Raw genomic sequence first — 24,566 nt, 5'->3', positions numbered from 1 at the left:
TCAGCCATGGAGTCATGGAAGAACGACCGGGTGGGGTCGGCGATCGCAGGGGAGAATCCCACCGTTATGGCACACCTTAGTGGCGGCTTTGCGGTAATAGGTGACGTCCAGTGGCTCCCTGGTTACTCGGTGCTGATCACAGACCGGGTCTGCGTAGACCGCCTCACTGATCTGCCTCGTGCCGAACGCACAGCATATTTGAGCAGCGTCGACATTTTGGCCGAAGCCGTTGAGATCGCGTGCGCGAAATTGGACTCGGCGTTCCTTCGCGTCAATATCGAGATCCTCGGGAACACCGATCCATTCCTGCACGCGCATATCTGGCCGCGGTACCAATGGGAACCACCTCAATTGCGGACCAAACCGGTGTGGCTATACCCGGGCAGCAACTGGTCAGACCCGGCTGCCGCGCTCAGCTCCGCACACGATCCCTACAGGTCCGCAATCACAAGGAAAATCCGGGAACTCGCCTCCAAGATGCGCCCGGCAAATGTCCGGAAAACCCCACCATGAGCCAGCCACTTCCAGCCTTAGGTAAACGCCGATAATCTACATTATGTAAAGTAAAGCAATGATTATTGCATCTGATGCACGATCACCCCTCCTCCGCCCATTGCCACCCTGTACCGCATCTCTTGTAGTAGAAATAAGCCCGTGACCTGCGGAAACGCCGTGCGAATGGCCAGCCGGAGGTACTGCCGCTGGCCGACGGCCCCACCAGTGCACCAACATCACCATCGGATTCCGACAGGCCAAGACCGTGCCAGTTCTCACCCAGGGTCAGCGGCTCGCCATGCTCAAAGCCTGCCTCACAGAGGACGTCGACACCCTGCCCTATAGGGTCGCCGCCACTCTCCTACTGCTCTACGCCCAGCCAGTCGTGAAGATCGCCGCCATGAAAAGCACCGACGTGATCCTCACGTCAGATGGCCTGCGTCTGTCACTCGGCGACGGAGATCCAGCGCCCGTGCCCGAACCTTTCGCCTCACTGCTCGCAGAACACCTGGCAGCACGCCCCAACATGCGCACAGGCATCAGCTCAGGCAGCGAATGGCTGTTCCCCGGATACCGGCCCGGGCAGCACATCCACCCCAACACGCTCATGATTCGTCTCAGAGAAGTCGGCATCGATCTCCTGGGTGCACGCAACGCATCCCTTCGCGCGCTCGTGAAGGAAGTGCCCGCCCCGCTCGTGGCCGAAATGCTCGGCTACAGCTACCAAGTCACTCAGAAGCACGCCGCAGCAGCGGCGAGTCCGTGGGCGAACTATGCGCCGGAACGGCCAGCGCCAGATTCTGGAAAGATGTCTTCGTGAGCACCAGCGCCGCGCACGCAAGCGCGTTCTATAGCGAGATTCTCCACCATCAAGAAGTGTGGACTGTTCGTGACGCAAATGGCTTCCCGGCACCCGCTGGACCCGACGGTCAGAGAAGCATGCCTTTTTGGTCCCGTCCTAGCCGTGTCGAGCGAATCGTGGCTTCGGTTCCTGACTACCGCGACTTCGACGTAGTATCACTGCCGCTACAGCAATGGAGGTCGAACTGGCTCCCGGGCCTCCAGGGCGATGGCATTTTGGTTGGATTGAATTGGTCTGGCACCCGTGCCACCGGGTTTGACGTATCCCCTGACGCCGTCCTGGAAGCTCTTGCTTTTCTGGAGAGAGCTGAGGATTGAGTCTGATTAGTTCGAAAACGAATAATCACCGAACCCGATTGCAGAATATGCAGATTAGGACCCCGTGATTCGCCCCTCCCCATCCAACCGATAAGTGCAGTTCCCGCGTATGAGAAAGCCGATGTTGCATCTGATGCATCCAATGGGGCCTCGCCAAATGCGCGGACTCCGAGGCCTTCATCTCCTAACGTGCCCAAACTTTCAAGACCTGCTCCTTCCGGGCGGCCCTTCGAGAGACATCCCCTATCACTATCTGAGCGTCCTCCTGTATCCCGATGCGGAAGAATGTACCCCCCTTTGTGTCGCTGACACGGCGGGCGGATGCAGGTACGATGCGTTCAGCACTGACGGCAGTTGATCAGGGATCAGTGCATGCACTGATGGCTTGGGGAACACAGTGAAGCGGATTGTCGCAATTGTCCTGGCGGCGGTACTGGTCGTGGGGCCTGTTGCGTTCTTCGTAATCCGGTCCGCAGAGGACAAGGTCACCGACGATATGCTTTCCCGCGCCGGACGCTTCGCCATCCCGTCGGACTGGAAGCTGACCGACGAGACTGTCCGCCCGGAGCGGTTCATGTGCATCAGTACGAACCCATGCCCCAGCCTCTCCCGTCGCTGGGATACCGGGAAAGAGCTCACCGATGACGACATCAAGGCAGTGTTCTCCGGGCTTGGTTTCGAGATGAAGTCGGAAGGACCGTGCAGGCGACAGTCCAACGTCATCGGCAGCAGCCCTATCTGCATTTTGAGTGGAAGCGATGGCGAGTTCGAGTACTCCTTCAACGTCTTTAGCCCTGCCCCAGGGGCACCTCAGCGTGTAGCCCTGGCCGCTGAGCAAGCGCCCTGAAGCTTGGGAAATCTTTAGGATTCTTTATCTAGTCACTGGATAAACTAGCCGGCACTCTGAGACCATTCAGGCCGCGTCGGTTGCCTTGAGCCGCCGAACAAGGCGGCAATTCCGTTCAGTAACCGTGGGGGTAATACTGTGCGCTCAAAAACTCCTTTCCACCTGACCGTTCCAGGTCTGGCTGCTGCGATCGCCGCAGTCACGCTGACGGTTCCGCCAGCTTCCGCCGCGGATCCTGTCGCTGATGCCTGCGCAACGGTCGAAACAGTGTTCGCTAGGGGATCAGGACAGGATCCAGGCGACCCTGAAGCCAACAACTTCCAGTTAGAGATCAAGGAGCGACTTACCCCTACAGCGACTATCCACCAGTACGAACTCGGCGATGGAGGCATCGACGGGTACTCCTACCCTGCTGTTCCCGTCGGCATGGACAAGGGCCTGGAATCCCTGTGGAACACTGTCGGGGCAGGGATTACCGGCGGTGGCGGGTCCACCTACGGCGACAGCGTCACCGAAGGTGTTGACGAGTTGAATGCCTATCTTGGCAAGCGCGCAGCCGCCTGCCCGGACGCCCTTTTCGTGCTCGGCGGTTGCTCCCAAGGTGCCCAGGTCGTGGGCGAGGCTGGTCGCCAACGCCTCGGCGCTTCTTCACATCGGCAAGTCCCCCGCTTGACGGCTATCCCACAGCTCCGCTGAACGTCACTGCCACACCGGTCGCTGACGCCGGCGATGTCAGCAGCGTCCAAGTGACGTGGGAATCCTCCGACCCGCTGGTGAACCGGAGGGTCCTCACCGTCGACGGCATCCCTGGCAGACTGGTGGACGCCAGCGTGCGGACGGCAACAATCACCGACGTGCGCCGGACCGAAGATGTTGAGATCGGAGTGATCGGTTTCACCGAGGGCGGCGGAATGGGGCTGCCGACAAGGGTGATTCTTCCCGCCAGGAGCGGCTTTGCCATCAGCGGGTTCCTGGCGCCGGTCGATCCAGCACCGGCAGTGAACGTCATAACGGCAGGGCGGTCGGTGCCGATGAAGTTCAGCCTGGGCGGAGATTTCGGGCTGAACATCCTTCAGGCAGGCTCGCCAACCTCCGTTCCGGTCACCTGTGACACGGGCGCACCCGTTGCGGAGGTTGAGACGATAACAACTGCCGGTTCGAGCAGCCTCTCCTACGACGCTGCCAGCGGGACGTACAGCTACGTCTGGAAAACAGATAAGGCGTGGGCCGACTCCTGCCGGATGTTCCAGCTGGTCCTGACGGACGGAACCAAGCACACAGCCGTCTGCAAATACCGCAGCTGACCCTAGCTAAATCGGGCGCCCCGTACCTCTCCGGCGCGGGGCGCCTTTGTGCCTATACCTCTGCGCGGCAAGAGCCTCGCGCCCCAGCCCAGCGGAGTCACGACACGGTTCTGTCAGCGCCGGGATCAGTACTAGAACGAATATGCACGGTTACCAGTAAGAGAAAATCGCCGGACCCCTCAGACTGTGCGTTCGTCGACGATCCGGTCTATTTCGTCGTCGTCAGGGCACGGCTGATCATCGATGGGACATGGCCCCGGTCCCAGTGGCCGCCCAAAGACTTCCATGCACATCGAGCACAGGATCTGCGGATCACGGGCAATCGTCATCTCCGGTTCCTCATAGCCGCACATTGCCCGCCGCCAGTCCAGATCCCGGCAGCAGACAATGTGGACCACTTCGTCGGGATCCTCGCTCCAGTCGTACTTGACCTTCCAGGCCGGAGCGCGGCGCGTTTCAGTCGCCCCGCCCTCGGCCAGCGTCGCAGGCTTTGCAGCATCGCCCTTCGTTTCCGTCATCGCGGTCCCCCTCCGTTGATGTTGGGCAGGAATCCCTCCTGCGCTCAACCGATGCTTGCGGCCTCGTCCAGGGTGTGTGGTTGAAAGTGTTCCAGCAACCCGCGCATGGCTTCATATCCTTGCGTGAAGGCATCCGAGGCGCGCCATATTTCAACCTGCTCCAGCGATTCCCACGGGCCCGTGCTGATGAACCTGTTCGGAACGTCGCGGTCGTGCATCAGGACGGCTTTTGCCCCCGGGAAATCCTCCTGTGTCTTCCTGGCAAGATCCCGCCAGGCCTGCACAAAGTCATTTTCCCTGCCGGGCTTCACCAGCCAGATTCCGAGAGTGTAAACAGACATCGCGAATGCCTCCATTCAGGTCAGGGTAGGTATTCCCGATTATCGTCCGGCAGTCCCGGGCCGGGTAGGGCCGGATGGCACGTGGCCCACTCCCCTGCCCGCTCCCCTGTGCCGGGCCCGCTCAGGTTCCGTCGTAAGCGGCCTGGAGTTCGGCGATCTCAAGCTTCCGCATGCCCAGCATCGCCTGCATGGCCCGCTGCGAACCGTCAGGATCAGGGCCGCCCAGCAGCTGGCCCAGGACGGACGGCACCACCTGCCAGGACACTCCGAATTTGTCCTTCAGCCAGCCGCACTGGCTTTCGGTGCCGCCCGCCGTCAGCGCGGACCAGTAGCGGTCCACTTCTTCCTGCGAGGAGCAGTCGATCACGAAGGAAACAGCTTCGTTGAACGTGAAGGCCGGTCCCCCGTTGAGCGCCAGGAATTTCCGGCCCTCGATTTCGAACTCAACGGTCATGGCCTGGCCCGCGGGTCCGGGTCCGCCCTCGCCGTAACGCGCCACATTGAGGATTTTGGAGCCGTCGAAGACCGAGACGTAAAAGTCGGCGGCCTCCTCGGCCCGGGCATCAAACCACAGGCAGGTGGTGATCTTCTGGGTCACGGTGTTCCCTCATTTCGGTGGCAGCGCCGGAACGGATTCCCGACGGCGACGCGTCAGTCGCGTTGTGAGCCTAGCCGTGCGTGATGCCCGGCACAATGGCCCGTCAGCGCCTGGCCGTGCCCGGTTATCATCGAGTATGTCCGTCGCTGACGCCCTCCTCCAGTTCGCCCTCGTGGCTGCCCTGCTGACCATAATTCCCGGGCTGGACACCGTCCTGGTGCTGCGCACGGCAATCAGCAACGGCCGCGCTCCTGCATTTGCTACGGCGGCGGGGATCTGCACCGGCACCATCGCCTGGGGAGTGGCCGCGGCATTCGGGGCGTCCGCGTTGCTGGCGGCTTCGGAGGCGGCCTTCACGATGCTGAAGGTTGCCGGCGCCTGCTACATGGCGTGGCTGGGGGTTTCAATGTTCATCAGGACTTTCAGGGGCGGCCCGGCACTGCCATCGGCATCGTCGCAGGGCGGCCCGGGCGCCAGGAGCGCCTGGCTGGCGGGCGTCACCACCAGCCTGCTGAATCCCAAAGTCGGCGTCTTCTACATGGCCATGATCCCGCAGTTCCTGCCCCAGGACGTGCCGCCCCTGCTCATGGGGGTGCTCCTCCCCCTCGTCCATAACGTCGAGGGCATGCTTTGGTTCGCGGGCATCATTGTTGCCACGCAGTATGCCCGGCGCTGGCTGCAGTCCCCTACGGCGGGCAAAGCCACTGACCGCATCGCCGGCGTCGTACTTGTGGCATTTGCGGCGAAAATCGCGGCCAGCAAGGCCTGATTCTTCCATGGAAACCAAACGCTAGTGCGGCAGCTGGCTGACCAGTCCGACGGTATTGCCCTCACTGTCGCGGATGAAGGCCATCCACTCGTCGGTCCCGGCGGGGCCCAGCCGGTCATCCGTGTGGCTGAAGATCACACCGGGTTCAGAAACGATTTCCACTCCCCTGCTCCGGAGCCGCGCCACCGAGTCCCTGACATCGGGCACCGCCAGGTACACCAAAGCCGACGGCGCTCCGGACTCGAGCAGTAGCCGGACGCCGTCAAGGTCAAAGAACAGCAGACCGGGCGGGTCGAATACGGCACGAGCCTCCGCGCCGAGCAGCGCGGCATAGAATTCCGCGGCCCGGTGGAGGTCGCTGGCATGTTGCGCGATCTGGACAAGTCTCATGCTGCCGTCCGGGGTTAGCTGGCGGTGACGAAATACGGTGAAGGGAACGGATCCCCGGTCACAGTGTACGGCCGGCCCGGGAGCCCGTCAGGTCGAACCGGCCGGAAACCGGAACTACTGTTGGAGACATGCCTTCCCGCACCAATCCACGCCCCGTCCGCCCTGCCGCAAGAAATGCCGTGCTCCTCGCCGCCCTTGCCGATGCCGTCCTCATCCTGGCCTTTGCCGCCATTGGCAGGGACGCCCACCAGCGCGGAGACGTGATCATCGGGGTCTTCCTGACCGCCTGGCCGTTCCTGGCAGGCGCGGCCATCGCCTGGCTTGCGATGCGCCTGTGGCGTGCGCCGCTGCGCATCTGGCCCGCGGGCGTAACAGTGTGGCTCGGCGCCGTCGTTCTGGGCATGGCGCTGCGGGCAGTGACCGGGCAAACAGTGGTCCTGCCATTCATCGTCGTTGCACTGCTGAGCCTGGGCACATTCCTTGTTGGCTACCGCCTGATCGTGGCCGGATTCCGGCGGCTGGCGGGGCGCCGGCAGCACAGCTGAAGCACCCCGGATGTACTAGGCTGGCACCAACAGCAACGCCTGCCGTTACCGCAACGGCGCACCCATCCGAAAGGTCAAGAGTGATCACCGCATTCGTCCTGATCAAGACAGACGCCTCCCGCATTCCGGAGACGGCAGAGGAAATTTCGGCGATTCCGGGCATTAGCGAGGTCTACTCGGTAACCGGGGAATGGGACCTGATCGCCGTCGCCCGGGTGGCGAAGCACGACGAACTGGCGGACGTTATCGCGGACAAGCTCTCGAAGGTTCCCGCGGTGGTGCACACCACAACGCACATCGCATTCCGCGCCTACTCCCAGCACGACCTGGACGCCGCCTTCGCGCTGGGCTTCGAGCAGTAGGCCCGGCGCCTTCCTAGCCCTGGGTAAGGGCAACCCACTTTTCCAGCACGGCTGCTGCGGCACCTGAGTCAATCGACTCTTCCGCACGCTTCAGTGCAGCCGCCATCCGGTCGGCCAGCGGACCTTCGGCATGGACGTCGAACGCCACCAGCCCGGCCGCGGCATTCAGCAGGACGGCGTCACGTGCCGGACCTGCCTCCCCGCGCAAAACAGCACGGACGACGGCGGCATTTGCCGTGGCGTCGCCGCCACGAAGCTCCTCCACCGTTGCGGGACGGATTCCCAGAACCTGCGGATCGAACGTCTGCTCGATCACTTCACCGTGCCTGATCTCCCAGACAGTCGACGGCCCGGTCGTTGTCATCTCATCCAGGCCGTCGCTTCCCCGGAAGACCAGTCCGCGGCTGCCGCGCTTGGCCAGCACGCCGGCAACCAGCGGCGCCATCCGGGCGTTGGCCACGCCAACCGCCGAGGCCTGAACCCTTGCCGGGTTGGTCAGCGGGCCCAGGAAGTTGAACGCCGTGGGGATGGCAAGTTCGCGCCGGGGTACCGCTGTGTGCCGAAACGACGGATGGAACACCTGGGCGAAGCAGAAAGTGATGCCCGCCTCTTCGGCGTTTCGGGCCACGCGATCAATGGGAAGGTCCAATCGGACGCCGAGCGCCTCCAGCACATCCGCTGAACCCGATGACGACGACGACGCACGGTTGCCGTGTTTGACCACCTTCGCGCCGGCTCCCGCGCAGACGAGGGCGGCCATGGTGGATATGTTCACTGTGTTCAGCTGGTCACCGCCGGTGCCCACAATGTCGAGCTTCTCGCCCCCGATATCGATGGGGTTTGCGTGGTCCAGCATGGCTTCGACCAGTCCGGCGATCTCATCCACCGTCTCGCCTTTAGCCCGCAGCGCCACCAGGAATCCGGCGATCTGCGCCGGGCTGGCCTCACCGGACATGATGGTGTCCATGGCCCATTCCGTGTTCCCGGCCGTCAGGTCCGTACCGTTGATCAGTGCCGAAATGAGCCGGGGCCAGGTGTTGCCGGCCGCCTGTGCAGATGCCTGTGAAGTCACCTCCTGATGCTATCGAGGCACCTGCCCCGATGACCAATGTGAACCGGTCCGGGAACTTTTCCGCGCGAATTCGCGTCTTTGTAGAAAAAGTCCGCGCAAAAGGCGGTTTGCGTTGGGCAGGAGGAACTTTTACAGACATAATGTCTATGTGACATCTGCGACCCATGCCCCCAGTACCCCGGCGCACCCGACGCTGAACCGCCCGAATATGGTTTCCGTAGGAACCGTTGTCTGGCTGTCCAGTGAGTTGATGTTCTTCGCCGGTCTCTTCGCCATGTACTTCACACTCCGTTCGACGTCCGGACAGATGTGGGCTGAAGAGACAGCCAAGCTCAACTTCCCCTTTGCGCTCGTAAACACGATCGTCCTCGTGGCAAGTTCTTTCACTTGCCAGATGGGCGTCTTCGCCGCTGAGCGGCTCCAGCCGCGCCGCGCCGGCGGCCCCCTTGCATTCACGCGTTGGGGGATGAACGAATGGTTCACCCTCACGTTCATCATGGGTGCCTTCTTCGTTGCCGGCCAGGCGACCGAATACGCCATGCTCGTCTCGGAGCATGTGTCGCTCTCGTCGAATGCATACGGCTCGGCCTTCTACATGACCACCGGCTTCCACGGCCTGCACGTCATCGGCGGCCTCATCGCCTTCCTCTTTATCATTGGCCGTTCGTTCGCCGCCAAGAAGTTTGGTCACTTCGAAGCCACGTCCGCGATCGTCACCTCGTACTATTGGCACTTTGTCGACGTCGTGTGGATCGGCCTCTTCCTGGTCATCTACGTCCTCAGGTAGCCCCGACTTGACTCTTTTTCTACAAGAGGCAGAATTTCAAGAAGCGGCTCCCGGAGCCGACGCACGATCGAAAAAAGGAACCACCACGTGAAGGCACTCTCGCAGAAGCGACGTCACCCACTGGCAGCCATTGCGCTGCTGCTGATGGGCCTCCTCCTCACTGGTGGGCTGTACGCCGTTGCCACCACCGTCAACGAGGCCAAGGCTTCCACCACCAGCTTCAGTGCCAATGACACTGAAGAAGGCGGGAAGCTTTTTGCCGCTAACTGCGCCACCTGCCACGGCATGGGTGCGAGCGGAACCAAGGACGGACCCTCACTTGTAGGCGTCGGTGCTGCCGCCGTTGACTTCCAGGTAGGCACCGGGCGCATGCCCATGCAGATGAATGGCCCGCAGGCTTACAAGAAGCCCGCACAGTTCAACGACGAACAGACCCACCAGCTGTCCGCTTACGTCGCTTCGCTCGGACCCGGTCCGTCCATCCCCGAAGAGGGCCTTCTCGATGCCCAGGGCAACGCTGCCGAAGGTGGCGAGCTGTTCCGGGTGAACTGCGCGATGTGCCACAACGCAGCGGCCGCCGGCGGCGCGCTCACGCGGGGCAAGTTCGCTCCTGCCCTCGCAGATGTATCCGAAAAGCACATCTACGAGGCCATGGTTACCGGTCCGCAGAACATGCCGGTCTTCAACGACGCAAACGTCACCCCTGAAGGCAAGCGCGACATCATTACCTTCCTGAAGCAGATCGAAGCCAACGGTTCACCCGGCGGAGCCGATCTCGGCGCCCTGGGCCCGGTTTCTGAAGGCCTGTTTGTCTGGATCGCCGGCCTGGGCGTCATTATCGCCTTCACCATCTGGCTGACCTCCCGGACGTCCTAGCAACGTCCGCAACTGTAAGAACTCCTGCTGACGAGTCAGCAGTATGGAATTGAAAACTAACCCGGCACCTGCCGGGACGAGAGAAGGATGAGGCGAATTATGGGCAACCATAGTGACGGCAGTCCGAACCACTCGGGCACCGTAGCTACGGCTGGTCAGAATGAGGTGGAGAAGTTCCAGGATCCTGGAATTCCCCCGCATCGTTTGCGCCTGGCTGACACGGACCCGAAGGCCGCAAAGCGTGCAGAACGGCAGGTTGCCGTCCTCTTCGGCAGCTCAGTCGTGGGCACCGTGATCTTCCTGGTGGCGTACTTCGCCATCGATCTTGGACCCGACTCCACGATCGCCACCATCCGGCTGCAGAATGCCCTGCTGGGCATTGGCACCGCCTTTGCCATGCTTGGCATCGGCACCGGCATCGTCCACTGGGCCAAGGCCCTTATGCCGGACCATGAAGTATCCGAAGAGCGCCATGCCATCCGCACCGAGGACGACCGCCAGGCGGCTGTCCGCATCGTTGATGACATCGTCGAAGAAACCGGAATCAAGCGCCGGCCGCTGATCCGCAACACACTCCTCGGCGCCGTGGCGCTGGCTCCGCTGCCCGCACTGGCCATCTTCGGCGACCTCGGTCCCCGCCCTGACGACAAGCTTGCACACACCATGTGGGCCCCGCAGGAAGGCAAGCTCAAGCGCCTCACCCGCGACCCGGACGGCACGCCCATCAAGGCCTCTGACGTCACGATCGGCTCTGCTTTCCACGTGATTCCGGAAGGCCTGAACGAACTCCACGAGGGCAAGCTGAACGAAAAGGCCAAGGCCGTCGTCCTGCTCATGCGCCTGAACCCCGAGTCCCTCAAGCCCTCCGCGGGCCGCGAGGACTGGAGCTACAACGGCATCGTTGCCTACTCGAAGATCTGCACCCATGTTGGTTGCCCTGTTGCCCTTTACGAGCAGCAGACCCACCACCTGCTGTGCCCGTGCCACCAGTCAACCTTCGACCTGACTCAGGAATGCAAGGTTATCTTTGGCCCGGCAAGCCGGCCTCTCCCCCAGCTGCCCATCGCAGTTGACGCCGAGGGCTACCTGGTCGCTACGAGCGACTTCAAAGAACCCGTAGGACCGAGTTACTGGGAGCGTGATGAGCATGAGCGCAACATCAACAGCTAATGCCCCCGCCTTCGTCGCCAAAACCAAAGGCGGCCGCATTACCGACTTCGTTGACCAGCGCGTTGGCGGTTCGGGAATTCTCCGTGAGTTCGGCCGCAAGGTCTTTCCGGACCACTGGTCGTTCATGTTTGGCGAAGTTGCCCTGTACTCCTTCGTCATCCTGCTGCTCTCCGGCACCTTCCTGACATTTTTCTTCGATCCGTCCATGGCGGAGACGCACTACGACGGTTCGTACACTCCGCTGAAGAACGTCGAAATGTCCGTTGCCTACAGCTCTTCGCTGGATATCTCCTTTGATGTTCGCGGCGGTCTGTTCATGCGCCAGGTGCACCACTGGGCAGCACTGCTGTTCGTGGCCTCCGTATCCGTGCACATGCTGCGCGTCTTCTTCACCGGAGCGTTCCGGAAGCCCCGCGAACTGAACTGGGTGGTGGGCGGTGTCCTGCTCATCCTCTCCATGGCAGCAGGCTTCACCGGCTACTCACTCCCCGATGACCTGCTCTCCGGCAACGGCCTGCGGATTATCGACGGCGTCATCAAGTCGATCCCCGTCATCGGTACCTACATCTCGTTCTTCCTCTTTGGCGGCGAGTTCCCCGGTACTGTCATCATCAGCCGGCTCTACATGCTGCACATCCTCCTGGTTCCGGCCCTGATCCTGCTGATGATCGTCATCCACCTGTTCATGGTGGTTGTTCACAAGCACACCCAGTACCCCGGCCCGGGCCGCAACGACGGCAACGTCGTCGGCTACCCCCTCGGCCCCGTTTACGCGGCCAAGGCCGGCGGCTTCTTCTTCATCGTGTTCGGTGTCGTCGCGCTCATGGCAGCGTTCTTCACCATCAACCCGATCTGGAACTACGGCCCGTACGACCCCTCACCGGTTTCGGCAGGCACGCAGCCTGACTGGTACATCGGCTGGGTGGACGGTGCGCTCCGCCTCATGCCGGGCGTCATTGGAGACTTCCACTTCGAGTACGTCATCTTCGGCCAGGTCCTGACCTTGAACGTACTGCTCCCGGCACTGGTTCCCGCCGGTCTGGTCTTCACGGCACTGTTCATGTACCCGTGGATCGAACGCTGGATCACCAAGGACGACCGCGAGCACCACGTCCTGGACCGCCCGCGCAACGCTCCCACCCGCACCGCCATCGGCATGGCCGGCTTCACGTTCTACTGCGTGATGTGGGCCGCAGCCAGCTCCGACCTCATCGCCACGCACTTCCATGTGGCACTGAACGACGTCACGTACTGGCTGCGGGCGCTGTTCTTCATCGGCCCGGTCATCGCTTTCATTGTGACCAAGCGTGTGGCACTCGCCCTCCAGCGCAAGGACCGCGAAATCGCCCTGCACGGCCGTGAAACCGGACGTATCGTGCGCCTGCCGCACGGTGAGTTCATTGAGGTCCACGCACCGCTGGACGACTACAAGCGCTACAAGCTGGTTGGCTTCGAGTCACCGGTACCGCTGCCCGCGGTTCCGAACGAACACGGCGTAGTAACCCGCAAGGAAAAACGCCGCGCAGCGCTCTCCCGCTTCTTCTTCGAAGACAGGGTTGCTCCGGCCTCCCCGGCTGAGCTCGAGGCGGCCCATGGCCACCACGGCCAGCACGAAGTCGAATCGGCCGAGGCACAGAAGACTCTGAGCCACTAGGGCGAAATTGCAACAGAAGAGGCCCGGTCCGCAAGGACCGGGCCTCTTCTGTGTTCCCGGGCCTCTCCTTTGTTCCCTGGGGCTGTGTTCCCTAGGGGTGTGTTCCCTGGGGGGTGTGTTCCCTAGGGGTTCCGGTAGCCGGAGGCGTAGTTGCGGGTAGGCCGCACGCCCGGACGCTGCAGCGGGACCCACAGCTTGTAGCGGTCTGCCCGGTAGTACGACACGGAGTAGTCCACCATCGAACGGGCAACAAAGGCGTGCCGCTGTATTTTGAGCAGCGGGGATCCCACCTCGACATTAAGCAGCCTTGCCGTGGACGGTGACGCTGCCGTGGCCTCAATCATGTCCTCGCCCCACTCCATGACCAGCCCGAAGCGTTCGCTCAGCACGTTGTACAGCGACGTCGGCGGTTCACCGTCAAGCAGCCCCGGCACGCGATGCGCGGGAATGAAGTTCTCATCCACGCTCATGGGCTCACTGTCGGCCAGGAGGAGGCGCCGGAACCGCACCAGGGGTGTTCCCTCATCCAGCTGGAGTTCACGGGCAAGGAAGGCACTCGCGCTGATCTGTTCGAAGCTCAGCACCTTCGCTGCGGGCACCATGCCGCGGCGCTGCATTTCCTCACTGTAGGACGTGAGCTTGACCTGGAGGTCCAGCTTTGGTTTCCGGACGAACGTCCCGAGACCCACGACCCGTTCGATGACTTCCTCGCCGACAAGGGCGTCAATGGCCTGGCGAACCGTCATCCGGGCCAAGCCGAAGCGTTCGGCAAGGTCGCGTTCCGAAGGCAGCGAGGACCCGGGCGGGCACGACGCCGCGATGTGGGCCCTCAGGAGCTCCCGCAGCTGGACGTAGATGGGTGTCCCGCTGGTGCGGTCGATCTCCCCCACCATCCTGCTCGCATCAGAGGCCGGCATGGCAGCGTTTCACATCAACATTCATGCTTTAAGGGTAGGGCACCGGCAGGGCAGGTCTAGACCACCGCTTCAACGGTTTCAGTGACTCCGTCCGCCGCGGCTACGCTTGTCCAGGAATGAAATCATGACGGACGAAGCCCGTCGGAACAAAGGAGTCCTGTTGCCAGTGCGCAAGGCGATCGTTCAATCACCAATAGGCCTGCACGCACGGCCGGCCGCCGTCTTCGTCCGGGCCGTCACCGATTCCGGGCTGCCGGTCCGCATCGGAAAAAAGGGCATCGTGCCCGTGGACGCCCGGTCCCTGCTCGAGGTGATGACAGCCGACTTCTACTGCGGCTGTGAAGTGGAACTGTCGGTTGACCCTGATGCGCTCCCCGCCCGCTACAGCGTCGAATCCGCCGAGGCTGCACTGGAAGGCCTGACACTCCTGCTGGAGGCTGACGCGGCCGCCTAAGGGCTTTACAGGACCTCTCGACCGGGCAGTCCGCGGACGGCTATCCCGAGACCGCTGCCCGGCAAGACGACAAAACGACGACGGCCCCACCAAATGGTGGGGCCGCCGTCGTTGTCAGTACAGGCTGTAGGACCTAGTGCGCGTGGTCTCCGCGGCTGTATTCGTAAACCCAGCCAACGAGGGCGACGACTGCCAGGCCACCGGCAATGAAGGTGACCCAGAAACCGATCGCCAGGCCGAGGAAACCGCCCGCGCAGGAGAGGCCCAGGACCAGCGGCCACCAGCTCCAGGGGCTGAAGTGGCCCTGCTCGCCGGCACCTTCGTGGATCTCTGCGTCGTTACGGTCTTCCGGACGCATTCCCACGCGCCTGCCGGTGAACCCGAGGTACGCACCGATCATGCCGGCCAGGCCGCCCACAAGCAGGACGCCGAGGATGCCGACCCATTCAGTCCAGTTGGTCAGGAATCCGTACACCACGGAGACCGGCACGAAGAAGAAGACTCCGGCTCCAAAAATCCATGATTCGATCTTCACTTGGCGGTGTCCTTCTGATCTGCGTTGCCGAGCACGGCTGCTGCCGGTGCCGGTGACTCAACGGTGTGCGACTGTGCGAGCTCCGGGTGATGGAGGTCCAAGGCCGGACGCTCCGAGCGGATGCGGGGCAGCGAGGTGAAGTTGTGCCGCGGCGGCGGGCACGAGGTGGCCCACTCGAGGGAAGCACCGAAGCCCCAGGGGTCATCCACCTCTACCCGTTCGTTGCTGCGCCAGGTGATGTACACGTTCCAGAAGAACGGGATCAGCGAGGCGCCCAGCACGAACGAGGAAATGGTGGAGAACTGGTTCATCCAGGTGAAGTTGTCCTGCGGCATGTAGTCCGCGTAACGGCGCGGCATGCCTTCAACGCCCAGCCAGTGCTGGATCAGGAAGGTGCCGTGGAAGCCGAGGAACAGGAGCCAGAAGTGGATCTTGCCCAGGCGCTCGTTGAGCATCTTGCCGGTCCATTTCGGCCACCAGAAGTAGAAGCCGGCGAACATGGCGAACACCACGGTGCCGAACACGACGTAGTGGAAGTGCGCCACCACGAAGTAGGAATCCGAGACGTGGAAGTCAAGCGGCGGTGAAGCCAGGATGATGCCGGTCAGGCCACCGAACAGGAAGGTGGCCAGGAAGCCGATGCTCCAGAGCATGGGGGTTTCGAACGTGATCGACCCCCGCCACATGGTGCCGATCCAGTTGAAGAATTTCACGCCGGTGGGCACTGCGATCAGCATGGTCATGAAGGAGAAGAACGGCAGGAGCACCGAGCCGGTCACGTACATGTGGTGGGCCCACACGGTGACGGACAGCGCCGCGATGGCAATCGTTGCGTAGACAAGGCCCTTGTAGCCGAAGATCGGCTTGCGGCTGAAGACCGGGAAGATCTCGGAGACGATGCCGAAGAACGGCAGCGCGATGATGTACACCTCGGGGTGGCCGAAGAACCAGAACAGGTGCTGCCAGAGGACGGCACCGCCGTTTTCGGGGTCGAAGATGTGTGCTCCGAAGCGGCGGTCGGCACCGAGTGCGAACAGGGCAGCTGCCAGCGGCGGGAACGCCATCAGCACCAGGATGGCCGTCACCAGGGTGTTCCAGGTGAAGATCGGCATGCGCCACATGGTCATGCCGGGGGCACGCATGCAGATGATGGTGGTGATGAAGTTGACCGCACCCAGGATGGTGCCGAAGCCGGAGAGCGCGAGGCCGAAGACCCAGAGGTCACCGCCGACGCCGGGGCTGAAGGTCGTGTTGGACAGCGGCGCGTAGGCGAACCAGCCGAACGACGCGGCACCCTGCGGCGTGATGAAGCCGGAAACGGCGATCGTGGAGCCGAAGAGGAAGAACCAGAAGGCCAGTGCGTTCAGCCGCGGGAAGGCGACGTCGGGTGCACCGATCTGGAGCGGCATGATCACGTTGGCGAAGCCCGCGAACAGCGGAGTCGCGAACATCAGCAGCATGACCGTTCCGTGCATGGTGAACAGCTGGTTGTACTGCTCTTTGGTCTGCAGGATCTGCATGCCGGGCTCGAACAGCTCGGCACGGATCAGCAGGGCCATAACGCCGCCGAAGCAGAAGAACACGAAGGACGCGATCAGGTACATGTACCCGATGGTCTTGTGGTCGGTCGAAGTGATCCAGTTGACGACGATGCGTCCCTTGGACTTCGGAACAACGGGCGCCCCAAGGCTCCCGACAGGTGCGGATTGAGTGTAAGTAGCCACGTCGCTCCCCTTACTTAATTTCGTTCAGGTTCGGGTTGCGGTCGTACTCTTCGCCGAGCAGGCCGGTGTTGCCGTCCTGGCGCAACTGGTCCATGTGGGCCTGGAACTCCGATTCGGAGACAACCTTCACGCGGAACAGCATTTCGGAGTGGTATTCGCCGCAGAGTTCGGCACACTTGCCGTCATAGGTCCCCTCTTTGGTGGGGGTAAACCTGATGTAGTTGGTCTTGCCGGGGATCATGTCGCGCTTCTGCAGGAAGGCGGGCACCCAGAAAGAGTGGATAACATCGCGGGAGTTCAGCTCCAGGTCAACAGACTTGTTGACGGGGAGGTACAGGGTGGGCAGCTTTTCCTTGTCCACTTCAGCGCCGGTCAGGTGCGCCTGGACGCCGGCTTCGTGCACGTCTTCGGTGACGACGTCGCCCTGCTTGTAGTTGAAGTCCCAGGCCCACTGCTTGCCGCGGACGTCCACAACGACGTCGGCGGGCTTTGAGCGGTCATCAATCGCCTGCTGGTCGCGGTCGGTGAAGTAGAAGAACACCAGCACCATGAAGAGCGGGATGGTCAGGTAGAAGACCTCAAGGGGGAGGTTGAAGCTGGTCTGCCGCGGGAAACCGACGGTGCCCTTGCGGCGCCGGTAGGCGACGATGCACCAGACCATGAGTCCCCAGGTAATGATGCCGACGACCAAGGCGGCAATCCATGAGTTGACCCAGAGGTCCATGATGCGGTCAGTGTGATTGGTGGTGCCACGCTCGGTGGGCAACCAGCCTCTCTGTACCTCTGGTGAACATCCAGTCAATGCCAACGCGCCGGCTAGTGCCAAGCCAGTGATCGTAGTGATCTGTTTGCGTCGGCTGCCGGTTCGGTTCTGCGAACTCACAGACGGCCCTTCCTACTTGTTGCTGTTGCCCGGGCCGTAGATGGCTCCCCGGGCACACTAAAAGTTTTACTACTCGATGTAGAGCTTACCGCTCCCCGGGGGTTTTCGCTCACATGTCGGCACCGTGCGTCGGCACCGGTTTCCACCGGTGCCGAGAGCAAGCTGTCATGGGGCAAAAGAGCCGGGTTAGTGGAAAGAATCACCGCAGGCGCAGGAGCCGCCGGCATTGGGGTTATCGATGGTGAAGCCCTGCTTCGAGATGGTGTCCTCGAAGTCGATGCTGGCGCCGCTCAGGTACGGGACGCTCATCTTGTCCACAACGACTTCGACGCCGTCGTAGTCGCGCACAGCGTCTCCGTCCAGCAGCCGCTCGTCAAAGTAGAGCTGGTAAATCAGGCCGGAGCAACCGCCCGGCTGGACTGCAACCCGCAGGCGCAGGTCGGTGCGGCCTTCCTGCTCCAGGAGGCTGCGGACCTTGCCGGCAGCGACGTCGGTCAGCTTGACCTCGTGCGTGGGCAACTCTTCGCTTGCGGTGCCTGTGGCTGCGGCGCTGTTTTCATTGGTTGTAGTGCTCATTGGCCTACCTTCTTACGACGGTGGTGGCGACTCGGCTTGCGCGTTGCCCGCCCCTACGGAAACGGTATGGGCTATAGCTACATGCTACGTCGATCCTGCGTGTAGCTCTAACTCCTGACGTAACCGTGGCCATACCCTGAATGTTCCCTGACGGCTCCGTAACCGCCAGGGAACATCAGCGCTGCGCAGCGGCCGGCGTCAGGCAAGACCCTCACGGTTGAGACGTGCCAGCAGGAGCGCTTCGGCCACAACGGCATTGCGGAAGTCCTCCAGGTGCAGCGACTCGTTGGCACTGTGCGCCCTGGAATCGGGATCCTCGACGCCGGTAACCAGGATCTGAACGTCCGGGTACACCTCCGTCAGGTCGGCAATAAAGGGAATCGAACCCCCGATGCCCATCTCCACTGCCGGAACGCCCCAGGCTTCACCGAGGGCCCACATCGCCATTCCTGCGGCGGCGGAATCCGTGTCGGTCAGGAAGGAGTTGCCGCTCTCCCCCGGCGTGAACACCACCTTTGCGCCGAACGGCGCATTGGCTTCAACATGGTTGCGCACGGCCTCCATGGCATCGGCCGGATCCTGGCCCGGCGCCAGCCGCATGCTGAACTTAGCGCGCGCCCGCGGGAGGAGCGTGTTGGACGCCACATCCACGGCGGGAGCGTCGAAGCCAATGATGGACAGGGCAGGCTTGGTCCACAGCCGGGAGGCGATGGTTCCGCTGCCGGCGAGGCGGACGCCGTCCAGCACGGACGCGTCGGCCCGGTATTCCGCTTCCGTGAGGTCGACGGAAACGTCGTCCCTGCTGACCAGGCCCTTCACGGCAACGTTACCTTCGTCGTCGTGCAGTGTGGCGATCAGCCGGGAGAGCAGCGTCGGCGCATCCAGGACCGCACCGCCGAACATTCCGGAATGGACGGCGTGCTCCAGCACCTGCACCTCGATGGTCCCGTCGACCAGGCCGCGCAGGCTGGTGGTGAGCGCGGGAATGCCTACCTTCCAGTTGCTGGAGTCCGCCACTACGATGACGTCGGCGCGCAGCAGTTCGCGGTGGGTTTCCAGGAACGTGCGGAAGGTGGGCGAGCCGGCTTCTTCCTCGCCCTCGAAGAAGAACGTCACGCCAAGGCCCAGTTCGTCGGCCAGCACTTCGGTGACAGCGGCGTAGGCGGCAATATGGGCCATGATGCCGGCCTTGTCATCGGCGGCACCCCGGCCGTACAGGCGTCCGTCGCGCTCGACGGCGGTAAACGGTTCGGTCTCCCACAATGCCAGGTCCCCGGTCGGCTGAACGTCGTGGTGGGCGTAGAGCAGGATCGTCGGCTTACCTTCGGCAGCAGCCCGCCGGGCTACTACAGCCGGTCCGCCCGGAGTGCCGTCCTCTTTATTGCAGCGCAGGATCCGGACGTCCTCGATCCCCGCGGCGCGCACCAGCTCCGCAACAGCCTCCGCACTGCGGTCCAGCGGGGCGGGATCGAAGCTCGGCCAGGCGATACCCGGGAGCCTCACAAGGTCCTTCAGCTGTTCAACAGTGGTATCGAAAGACTCGTGTACGGTCCGGCGCAGGGCATCGACGTCGATCCCGTCGAATCCTGCGCTGATTTTTTGCGGGGTCCCCGCCGGTGATGAAGTCATGGCCAAAACCCTACCTGTGTCCGTGACCACAGGAAACACTCCCGGACCGGCCACCGGTCCGCCCCCTTCCGCCGGTGCCGGGACGGTGTGACATATGACTTTTCGCCTGCGCGTGCAAGGTATTCTGTAGGGGTGTTTGGACGTAAAAAGGAAGCGCCGACGGCGCAGGACGTAGTTGACCAGCAGGCAGCCGAGGCCTTGGCCCGGGATACTGCCCTCGGCAAGGGCGCGCCCACGCCCAAGCGCAAGGCACAGGAAGCGGCGCGGAAGCGTCCCCTGGTGCCGGAGGACCGAAAGGCCTCAAAGGCCGCAGAACGGGCGGCCGTGCAGGAGCAGCGGATCAAGATGCGCCAGGCGCTGGATACGGGCGACGAAAAGTTCCTGCCCCTTCGGGACAAGGGCCCGCAGAAGCGCTACGCGCGTGATTATGTGGATGCCCGCTTCAGCCTGGGCGAGTACCTGATGTTCGGCGCACTGGTGTTCGTCATTGTTTCCCTGCTGGTGCCGTCCACCAGCGAGGCGATGATTTATGTCCTGGGCGGTTTCTGGGTCATGTTCCTGGCTGTTTTCGTTGACGTCTTCATCCTGTCCCGCAAGCTGCGCAAGCGCCTCACCGAAAAGTTTGGCGAGGTGGAACGCGGCACTGTCTGGTATGGCTCCATGCGCTCGCTCCAGTTCCGCAAGCTCCGCCTTCCCAAGCCGCTCGTCAAGCGCGGAGAATTCCCCGCCTGATTCAGGCCACAAAAGAAACCCCCGGCAGCCTGGGCTGCCGGGGGTTTCGTCGTTTCCGGGGGCTTGCAGCCCGGGCGGCTGCTACGCGCGGGTCTGGCGGCGGGCGGGGTGCTTGGCGAGCTGCCGGTTGATGCCGGCGGCCCAGAACGGCCCCTCATACAGGAAGGCCGTGTAGCCCTGGACCAGGGTGGCGCCGGCGTCGAGCCGTTCCTGGACGTCCTTCGCGGTCTCCACGCCGCCGACCGACACAAGGGTGAGCGCACCGCCGGTTGCTTCCTTGAGGCGTCTGAGAACTTCAAGGGACCTGGCCTTCAGGGGCGCGCCGGAGAGGCCGCCGGGCCCGCAGTCCTGAATTTTTGCAGGGTCGGAGGTGAGCCCGTCCCGGCTGATGGTGGTGTTGGTGGCGATGATCCCGTCCAGCTTGAGGTCGAGGGCCAGCCTCGCGACGTCGTCGATGTCCTCATCCGTCAGGTCGGGGGCGATCTTCACCAGTAGCGGGACGTGCCTGCCGGCGGCACTGTCCGCTTCTTCGCCGACGGCTTTGAGCAGCGGGCGGAGGGTTTCCACGTTCTGGAGTAGCCGGAGCCCAGGCGTGTTGGGGGAACTGACGTTGACCACGAGGTAATCAGCGGCGGGCGCAAGGCTCCGGGCGCTGGTGAGGTAGTCACTGACTGCGTCGTCGAGCTCCACCACCTTGCTCTTGCCGATGTTGACGCCGATCACCGGACGCACCCCGGGGTGGCTGCGCTGCAAGGCAGCCCTGGCGGACTTGAGCCGGGGGGCGACGGCTGCGGCGCCGTCGTTGTTGAATCCCATCCGATTGATGACGGCTCTGTCCTCGATGAGCCGGAAGAGCCGGGGCTTTTCGTTGCCGGGCTGGGCCTGCCCGGTGATGGTTCCGACTTCCACGTGGCCGAACCCGAGTTCGGTCAGCGCTTCTATGCCGTGGCCCTCCTTATCAAAGCCGGCAGCGAGGCCGAACGGCGACGGGAAGGTGATGCCGAAGGCCTCGGTCTGGAGCGACGGCGCGGGGGCCGTGAACTTGGCGAGCACCTTGCCCGCCCCGGAGCTGTGGGCCAGCCGGATGGCACGGAAGCCGATCTTGTGGGCGCGTTCGGCGTCCATCCATGAAAAGGCCAGGCGAAAGAAGGTGGGATATACGCGCATGACACCAGTTTTCCGGTTCAGGCTCCGCAGACCAAACCGGCGCGCTCGTGCGGCGTGCGGTGTGACGGATTCTGCAGGCACCCCGGCCCGCTCGCTGCTGTGGCCTGCGTTGTTTAGGCTAATGAAATGAGGTGGCACACAGATATCCTGGGGGACGATTTCGAAGCCTGTTCCTACCAGGCCACGGGCGACGACGGGGTGGAGCGCACCGCTACCCTGGTCCGGCACGCGCCCAAGGGCGAAGGACCAGGGGGCGTCCGCCCCGGAGGCCGGCCGCTCCCCCGCCGGGCAGTCCTGTTCCTGCACGGCTGGAGCGATTATTTCTTCAACGTGGAGCTAGCCCGGTTCTGGACAGGCAAGGGCTTTGAGTTTTTTGCCCTCGACATGCACAACCACGGGCGGAGCCTGCAGCCGGATACCCACGGCGGCTATGTGGCCAACCTCGACGACTACGACGCCGAAATCAGCAAGGCAATCGGGATCATGGGTTCCCTCTGGCCGGAACAGGCCGGCGGGCTGCCGGTGACCCTGATGGGCCATTCGACCGGCGGCCTCATCGCCGCCCTGTGGGTCAGCCGGCATCCGGGGGTTGTTGCCCAGCTGGTGCTGAACAGCCCTTGGCTGGAAATGCACGGCAATTCCCTGGTTCGGCGCGCCACCCGGTCCATGGTGGGGCCGCTGGCCCGATACCGGCCGGAGGCTGTCCTGCGGCTCCCGGAGCGCGGTTTCTATTGGCGCAGCATCAGCAGCGAGGCCGAGGGTGAGTGGACACTGGACAACAAGTACAGGCCGCCCCTGGCTTTTCCCGTCCGGGCGGGCTGGCTCAGTGCTGTCCTGGCCGGGCATTCCCGGGTGGCCCGTGGACTGCGGATCGACATTCCCATCCTGGTGCTTCTTTCCGAAACCAGCGAGAACGGGATGTTCTGGACCGAAGCCATGCGAAGGGCGGACGCGGTGCTGGACGTGAACACAATCGCGATCAGGGCCATGGCCCTGGGCCGGACAGTCACCCTGGAACGGATTGACGGCGCCCTCCACGATGTCTTCCTGTCTCCGCCGCACGTCCGGGCCGACGCGTATGCCCGGCTGGGCCGCTGGATCCGGGGCTACGTGCTGGACGACGGCGGCCCGGAGTGAAGGCTGCTGCCCCGGTGGCGCCGCGCTGGCTGCCCGACCAGCTCGGTTCAGCTTTCGAGTCCCTGGCACTGCCGCTGCCCGACGACGACGAAGGCGAGGTTTGTGCCACGCTGGTGCGCCATGTGCCGGCCGCGCCGGCGGGTCCGCCCGGCTTTCTTGCGGCGCTGCGGAACAAGGGCTTCCGAACGTTGGCCTGGCCGGTCCCGGACTCGGCGGCACGCAACACTCCCGGGCATCCCGCGGCCGTCATCTACCTGCACGGCTGGGCGGACTACTTCCTGCAGTCCGAACTGGCTGAATACGTCGGTGCCCACGGACTGTACTTCTATGCGCTGGACCTGCGGAAATTCGGGCGCAGCCTGCGGAACTGGCAGACGCCGGGCTACACCACGGACCTGGCCGTGTATGACGAAGACATCGCCGCCGCCATGGATGCGATCCGGACGGATGTGGCGGAGCGCACCGGCCAGGCCGGGGACCCTTCCATCCACATGCTGGCGCATTCACTTGGCGGGCTGATTGGTGCGCTGTGGGCCGACCGCAATCCGGGCGCGCTGGGGAGCCTTGTCCTGAATGCGCCGTGGCTGGAGCTCCAGGGCAGCAGCCTGATCCGAAACATCGCCATGCACCTGGTGGAGCCGATCGCGCGGACGGATCCGCAGCGGCCCTTCCGTTTTCCGGAGATGCCCGGCTACTGGGAGAGCGTCAGCGACCAGGCCCACGGCGAGTGGTTCCTGGATCCGCAGTGGCGCCCGACGGCGTCGTTCCCCATTCGCGCGGGCTGGACCCGGGCGGTCCTGGCCGGTCATGCCGCCGTCGAACGGCGCCTGGACATTGCGGCGCCGGTCCTGGTGATGCTTTCTGACCGCACCAAAATCCAGGCCGAATGGTCTGAGGAGCTCATGTCCGCAGACGCCGTGATTGATGTGGAACAGACAGCCCGCCGCGCCCTCGGCCTGGGACGCCGGACTGCTGTATTCCGGTACCCGGGAGCCATCCACGACGTCTTCCTCTCACGCCGTGAACTGCGCCAGGAGGCGTACCGGGACCTGGTGGCCTGGCTGCATTCCCATTCCGGCTAAGCGCCGGCCGGGGCCGCATCCACGGCGCCGCCGTACCGGCGGTCCCGCCGGGCGTAGACTTCGACGGCGTCCCAAAGCGTGCGGCGGTCGACGTCGGGCCAGAGCGTGTCCATGAAGACGAACTCGGCATAGGCGGACTGCCACAGCATGAAGTTGGAGAGACGCTGCTCGCCGGAGCTTCGGAGGAAGAGGTCGACGTCCGGCAGGTCCGGCTCGTCCAGGTACTTCTGGATGGTCCGCTCGGTGATGGCGCCCGGTTTGAGCCTGCCGGCCGCCACGTCTTCGGCGATGGCCGTCACCGCATCGGCGATCTCGGCGCGGCCGCCGTAATTAACACACATGGTCAACGTACACGTGCTGTTGCCCCGCGTGTAGTCCTCCGCCTCTTCCAGCTCGCGGATCACCGAGCCCCAAAGCCGGGGCCGGCGACCCGACCAGCGGATGCGGACGCCCCATTCATCCAGCTGGTTCCGCTGGCGCCGTAGCACATCCTTGTTAAAACCCATCAGGAAGCGGACTTCCTCCGGGGAACGCCGCCAGTTCTCCGTTGAGAACGCATACACCGTGACGTACTTGATGCCCAGTTCAATGGCACCCGCCACAACGTCCAGCAGTGCCGGTTCGCCGGCCTTGTGCCCTTCGATCCGCGGCAGCCCGCGCTGGTTGGCCCAGCGGCCGTTGCCGTCCATCACGATCGCCACGTGCTGCGGGATGAATTCCTCGGGAATCGACGGCGGCACGGCCCCGGAGCTGTGCGGATACGGTGCTGTCACCGGTGCGGTCCGCTGCCGGACGGGAGTTTTCTTCTTTCCAAGGGCCACAG

30 protein-coding genes are annotated in these 24,566 nt (G+C 63.5%); 17 read left to right on the top strand and 13 right to left on the bottom strand.

Going from position 1 to position 24,566, the window contains the following annotated elements:
• Positions 1-6 precede the first annotated feature (6 nt).
• The 6 genes from BS38_RS27870 (at position 7) to BS38_RS0101440 (ending at position 3,825) form a co-directional block, all read left to right on the top strand.
• On the top strand, positions 7-513 hold the full coding sequence (locus BS38_RS27870) for an HIT family protein (RefSeq protein WP_028269190.1): 507 nt from the start codon (positions 7-9) through the stop codon (positions 511-513).
• A 247-nt stretch (positions 514-760) separates the two neighbouring features.
• On the top strand, positions 761-1,315 hold the full coding sequence (locus tag BS38_RS24110; protein WP_231510982.1) for a hypothetical protein: 555 nt from the start codon (positions 761-763) through the stop codon (positions 1,313-1,315).
• Entirely contained in the window at positions 1,258-1,674 is a 417-nt protein-coding gene (locus BS38_RS26620) for a DUF2750 domain-containing protein (RefSeq protein WP_231510981.1), read from the top strand. The genes BS38_RS24110 and BS38_RS26620 overlap by 58 nt, the downstream gene beginning before the upstream one ends.
• A 385-nt stretch (positions 1,675-2,059) precedes the next feature.
• On the top strand, positions 2,060-2,521 hold the full coding sequence (locus BS38_RS0101450) for a hypothetical protein (protein WP_156037035.1): 462 nt from the start codon (positions 2,060-2,062) through the stop codon (positions 2,519-2,521).
• A gap of 138 nt (positions 2,522-2,659) precedes the next feature.
• Positions 2,660-3,217: a cutinase family protein gene (locus BS38_RS0101445; RefSeq protein ID WP_197024870.1), complete on the top strand. Its 558-nt coding sequence runs from the start codon at positions 2,660-2,662 to the stop codon at positions 3,215-3,217.
• Positions 3,218-3,267: 50 nt separating this feature from the next.
• The gene (locus BS38_RS0101440; RefSeq protein ID WP_028269187.1) at positions 3,268-3,825 is read left to right on the top strand and encodes a PxKF domain-containing protein; all 558 of its coding nucleotides are present in this window, start codon (positions 3,268-3,270) and stop codon (positions 3,823-3,825) included.
• Positions 3,826-4,004: 179 nt separating this feature from the next.
• Here the strand turns inward: BS38_RS0101440 and BS38_RS0101435 are convergent, their stop codons facing one another.
• From BS38_RS0101435 to BS38_RS0101425, 3 genes are all read right to left on the bottom strand, one after another.
• Positions 4,005-4,343 carry a hypothetical protein gene (locus BS38_RS0101435; RefSeq protein WP_028269186.1) on the bottom strand — a complete coding sequence of 113 codons (339 nt, stop codon included), beginning with the start codon at positions 4,341-4,343 and terminating at the stop codon, positions 4,005-4,007.
• Positions 4,344-4,387: 44 nt separating this feature from the next.
• Positions 4,388-4,699, bottom strand: coding sequence for an antibiotic biosynthesis monooxygenase family protein (locus BS38_RS0101430; protein WP_231510980.1), 312 nt, complete (start codon positions 4,697-4,699; stop codon positions 4,388-4,390).
• Between the two features lie 106 nt (positions 4,700-4,805).
• Positions 4,806-5,282, bottom strand: a complete 477-nt coding sequence (locus BS38_RS0101425; protein ID WP_028269184.1) for a VOC family protein — start codon at positions 5,280-5,282, stop codon at positions 4,806-4,808.
• Between the two features lie 136 nt (positions 5,283-5,418).
• Between BS38_RS0101425 and BS38_RS0101420 the strand changes: the two genes are divergently transcribed.
• Complete coding sequence (locus BS38_RS0101420; RefSeq protein WP_028269183.1) at positions 5,419-6,051, top strand: LysE family translocator; 633 nt, start codon at positions 5,419-5,421, stop codon at positions 6,049-6,051.
• A gap of 21 nt (positions 6,052-6,072) precedes the next feature.
• Here BS38_RS0101420 and BS38_RS0101415 read toward each other — a convergent pair whose 3' ends face one another.
• A complete protein-coding gene (locus BS38_RS0101415) occupies positions 6,073-6,441 on the bottom strand; it encodes a VOC family protein (RefSeq protein WP_028269182.1) in 369 nt (122 codons plus the stop codon).
• 128 nt (positions 6,442-6,569) lie between these two features.
• Here BS38_RS0101415 and BS38_RS0101410 point away from each other — a divergent pair, with 128 nt between their 5' ends.
• Together BS38_RS0101410 and BS38_RS0101405 are read left to right on the top strand one after the other, a co-directional pair.
• A complete protein-coding gene (locus BS38_RS0101410) occupies positions 6,570-6,986 on the top strand; it encodes a DUF3054 domain-containing protein (protein ID WP_028269181.1) in 417 nt (138 codons plus the stop codon).
• 80 nt (positions 6,987-7,066) lie between these two features.
• Positions 7,067-7,348 (top strand): Lrp/AsnC family transcriptional regulator, encoded by a 282-nt coding sequence (locus BS38_RS0101405; protein ID WP_028269180.1) that lies wholly within the window; start codon positions 7,067-7,069, stop codon positions 7,346-7,348.
• Positions 7,349-7,361: 13 nt separating this feature from the next.
• Here BS38_RS0101405 and trpD read toward each other — a convergent pair whose 3' ends face one another.
• Positions 7,362-8,420 carry an anthranilate phosphoribosyltransferase gene (trpD, locus tag BS38_RS0101400; RefSeq protein WP_028269179.1) on the bottom strand — a complete coding sequence of 353 codons (1,059 nt, stop codon included), beginning with the start codon at positions 8,418-8,420 and terminating at the stop codon, positions 7,362-7,364.
• A 148-nt stretch (positions 8,421-8,568) separates the two neighbouring features.
• On the opposite strand from trpD, the gene ctaE reads away from it, so the two are divergent.
• From ctaE to qcrB, 4 genes are all read left to right on the top strand, one after another.
• Positions 8,569-9,207 (top strand): aa3-type cytochrome oxidase subunit III, encoded by a 639-nt coding sequence (gene ctaE / locus BS38_RS0101395; RefSeq protein ID WP_011692053.1) that lies wholly within the window; start codon positions 8,569-8,571, stop codon positions 9,205-9,207.
• A gap of 87 nt (positions 9,208-9,294) precedes the next feature.
• Entirely contained in the window at positions 9,295-10,083 is a 789-nt protein-coding gene (qcrC, locus tag BS38_RS0101390) for a cytochrome bc1 complex diheme cytochrome c subunit (protein ID WP_028269177.1), read from the top strand.
• Between the two features lie 99 nt (positions 10,084-10,182).
• Entirely contained in the window at positions 10,183-11,253 is a 1,071-nt protein-coding gene (qcrA, locus tag BS38_RS0101385; RefSeq protein WP_028269176.1) for a cytochrome bc1 complex Rieske iron-sulfur subunit, read from the top strand.
• Positions 11,231-12,907, top strand: a complete 1,677-nt coding sequence (gene qcrB, locus BS38_RS0101380) for a cytochrome bc1 complex cytochrome b subunit (protein ID WP_028269175.1) — start codon at positions 11,231-11,233, stop codon at positions 12,905-12,907. Before qcrA ends, qcrB begins: the two co-directional genes overlap by 23 nt.
• Positions 12,908-13,029: 122 nt before the next feature.
• Here qcrB and BS38_RS0101375 read toward each other — a convergent pair whose 3' ends face one another.
• The gene (locus BS38_RS0101375) at positions 13,030-13,824 is read right to left on the bottom strand and encodes a GntR family transcriptional regulator (protein ID WP_028269174.1); all 795 of its coding nucleotides are present in this window, start codon (positions 13,822-13,824) and stop codon (positions 13,030-13,032) included.
• A 124-nt stretch (positions 13,825-13,948) separates the two neighbouring features.
• Between BS38_RS0101375 and BS38_RS0101370 the strand changes: the two genes are divergently transcribed.
• Complete coding sequence (locus BS38_RS0101370; RefSeq protein ID WP_231510978.1) at positions 13,949-14,278, top strand: HPr family phosphocarrier protein; 330 nt, start codon at positions 13,949-13,951, stop codon at positions 14,276-14,278.
• A gap of 133 nt (positions 14,279-14,411) precedes the next feature.
• On the opposite strand, the gene BS38_RS0101365 is transcribed toward BS38_RS0101370, so the two are convergent.
• The 5 genes from BS38_RS0101365 to BS38_RS0101345 all read right to left on the bottom strand — a co-directional run bounded on the left by BS38_RS0101365 (position 14,412) and on the right by BS38_RS0101345 (position 19,625).
• Positions 14,412-14,813: a cytochrome c oxidase subunit 4 gene (locus BS38_RS0101365; RefSeq protein WP_028269172.1), complete on the bottom strand. Its 402-nt coding sequence runs from the start codon at positions 14,811-14,813 to the stop codon at positions 14,412-14,414.
• Positions 14,810-16,537, bottom strand: a complete 1,728-nt coding sequence (gene ctaD, locus BS38_RS0101360) for an aa3-type cytochrome oxidase subunit I (protein WP_028269171.1) — start codon at positions 16,535-16,537, stop codon at positions 14,810-14,812. The genes BS38_RS0101365 and ctaD overlap by 4 nt, the downstream gene beginning before the upstream one ends.
• A gap of 10 nt (positions 16,538-16,547) precedes the next feature.
• On the bottom strand, positions 16,548-17,420 hold the full coding sequence (gene ctaC / locus BS38_RS0101355; protein WP_028269170.1) for an aa3-type cytochrome oxidase subunit II: 873 nt from the start codon (positions 17,418-17,420) through the stop codon (positions 16,548-16,550).
• Between the two features lie 186 nt (positions 17,421-17,606).
• Positions 17,607-17,996, bottom strand: coding sequence for a HesB/IscA family protein (locus BS38_RS0101350; RefSeq protein WP_011692062.1), 390 nt, complete (start codon positions 17,994-17,996; stop codon positions 17,607-17,609).
• 198 nt (positions 17,997-18,194) lie between these two features.
• The gene (locus tag BS38_RS0101345; RefSeq protein WP_028269169.1) at positions 18,195-19,625 is read right to left on the bottom strand and encodes a dipeptidase; all 1,431 of its coding nucleotides are present in this window, start codon (positions 19,623-19,625) and stop codon (positions 18,195-18,197) included.
• A 132-nt stretch (positions 19,626-19,757) separates the two neighbouring features.
• On the opposite strand from BS38_RS0101345, the gene BS38_RS0101340 reads away from it, so the two are divergent.
• Entirely contained in the window at positions 19,758-20,357 is a 600-nt protein-coding gene (locus BS38_RS0101340) for a DUF3043 domain-containing protein (protein WP_028269168.1), read from the top strand.
• 81 nt (positions 20,358-20,438) lie between these two features.
• Here BS38_RS0101340 and BS38_RS0101335 read toward each other — a convergent pair whose 3' ends face one another.
• Positions 20,439-21,524 carry a quinone-dependent dihydroorotate dehydrogenase gene (locus BS38_RS0101335; RefSeq protein ID WP_028269167.1) on the bottom strand — a complete coding sequence of 362 codons (1,086 nt, stop codon included), beginning with the start codon at positions 21,522-21,524 and terminating at the stop codon, positions 20,439-20,441.
• Positions 21,525-21,650: 126 nt separating this feature from the next.
• Between BS38_RS0101335 and BS38_RS0101330 the strand changes: the two genes are divergently transcribed.
• Both BS38_RS0101330 and BS38_RS0101325 read left to right on the top strand, forming a co-directional pair.
• The gene (locus BS38_RS0101330; protein WP_028269166.1) at positions 21,651-22,661 is read left to right on the top strand and encodes an alpha/beta hydrolase; all 1,011 of its coding nucleotides are present in this window, start codon (positions 21,651-21,653) and stop codon (positions 22,659-22,661) included.
• Positions 22,658-23,743 carry an alpha/beta hydrolase gene (locus BS38_RS0101325; protein WP_028269165.1) on the top strand — a complete coding sequence of 362 codons (1,086 nt, stop codon included), beginning with the start codon at positions 22,658-22,660 and terminating at the stop codon, positions 23,741-23,743. Before BS38_RS0101330 ends, BS38_RS0101325 begins: the two co-directional genes overlap by 4 nt.
• On the opposite strand, the gene BS38_RS0101320 is transcribed toward BS38_RS0101325, so the two are convergent.
• Positions 23,740-24,564, bottom strand: a complete 825-nt coding sequence (locus BS38_RS0101320; protein ID WP_028269164.1) for an isoprenyl transferase — start codon at positions 24,562-24,564, stop codon at positions 23,740-23,742. The two genes, BS38_RS0101325 and BS38_RS0101320, sit on opposite strands and share 4 nt — an antisense overlap.
• Positions 24,565-24,566: the final 2 nt, after the last annotated feature.

The sequence above is a fragment of the Arthrobacter sp. UNC362MFTsu5.1 genome (genome assembly GCF_000685965.1).
Classification (GTDB): Bacteria; Actinomycetota; Actinomycetes; order Actinomycetales; family Micrococcaceae; genus Arthrobacter.
This window is presented reverse-complemented; position numbering and strand designations above follow the sequence as displayed.

Excerpts from the sequence above, each read along its gene's own strand:
- BS38_RS27870 (WP_028269190.1), top strand. The coding sequence starts at position 7 with ATGGAGTCATGGAAGAACGACCGGGTGGGGTCGGCGATCGCAGGGGAG.
- BS38_RS0101435 (WP_028269186.1), bottom strand. The coding sequence starts at position 4,343 with ATGACGGAAACGAAGGGCGATGCTGCAAAGCCTGCGACGCTGGCCGAG.
- BS38_RS0101430 (WP_231510980.1), bottom strand. The coding sequence starts at position 4,699 with ATGGAGGCATTCGCGATGTCTGTTTACACTCTCGGAATCTGGCTGGTG.
- BS38_RS0101420 (WP_028269183.1), top strand. The coding sequence starts at position 5,419 with ATGTCCGTCGCTGACGCCCTCCTCCAGTTCGCCCTCGTGGCTGCCCTG.
- BS38_RS0101415 (WP_028269182.1), bottom strand. The coding sequence starts at position 6,441 with ATGAGACTTGTCCAGATCGCGCAACATGCCAGCGACCTCCACCGGGCC.
- BS38_RS0101410 (WP_028269181.1), top strand. The coding sequence starts at position 6,570 with ATGCCTTCCCGCACCAATCCACGCCCCGTCCGCCCTGCCGCAAGAAAT.
- qcrA (WP_028269176.1), top strand. The coding sequence starts at position 10,183 with ATGGGCAACCATAGTGACGGCAGTCCGAACCACTCGGGCACCGTAGCT.
- qcrB (WP_028269175.1), top strand. The coding sequence starts at position 11,231 with ATGAGCGCAACATCAACAGCTAATGCCCCCGCCTTCGTCGCCAAAACC.
- BS38_RS0101375 (WP_028269174.1), bottom strand. The coding sequence starts at position 13,824 with ATGCCGGCCTCTGATGCGAGCAGGATGGTGGGGGAGATCGACCGCACC.
- BS38_RS0101370 (WP_231510978.1), top strand. The coding sequence starts at position 13,949 with ATGACGGACGAAGCCCGTCGGAACAAAGGAGTCCTGTTGCCAGTGCGC.
- BS38_RS0101350 (WP_011692062.1), bottom strand. The coding sequence starts at position 17,996 with ATGAGCACTACAACCAATGAAAACAGCGCCGCAGCCACAGGCACCGCA.
- BS38_RS0101345 (WP_028269169.1), bottom strand. The coding sequence starts at position 19,625 with ATGACTTCATCACCGGCGGGGACCCCGCAAAAAATCAGCGCAGGATTC.
- BS38_RS0101335 (WP_028269167.1), bottom strand. The coding sequence starts at position 21,524 with ATGCGCGTATATCCCACCTTCTTTCGCCTGGCCTTTTCATGGATGGAC.
- BS38_RS0101330 (WP_028269166.1), top strand. The coding sequence starts at position 21,651 with ATGAGGTGGCACACAGATATCCTGGGGGACGATTTCGAAGCCTGTTCC.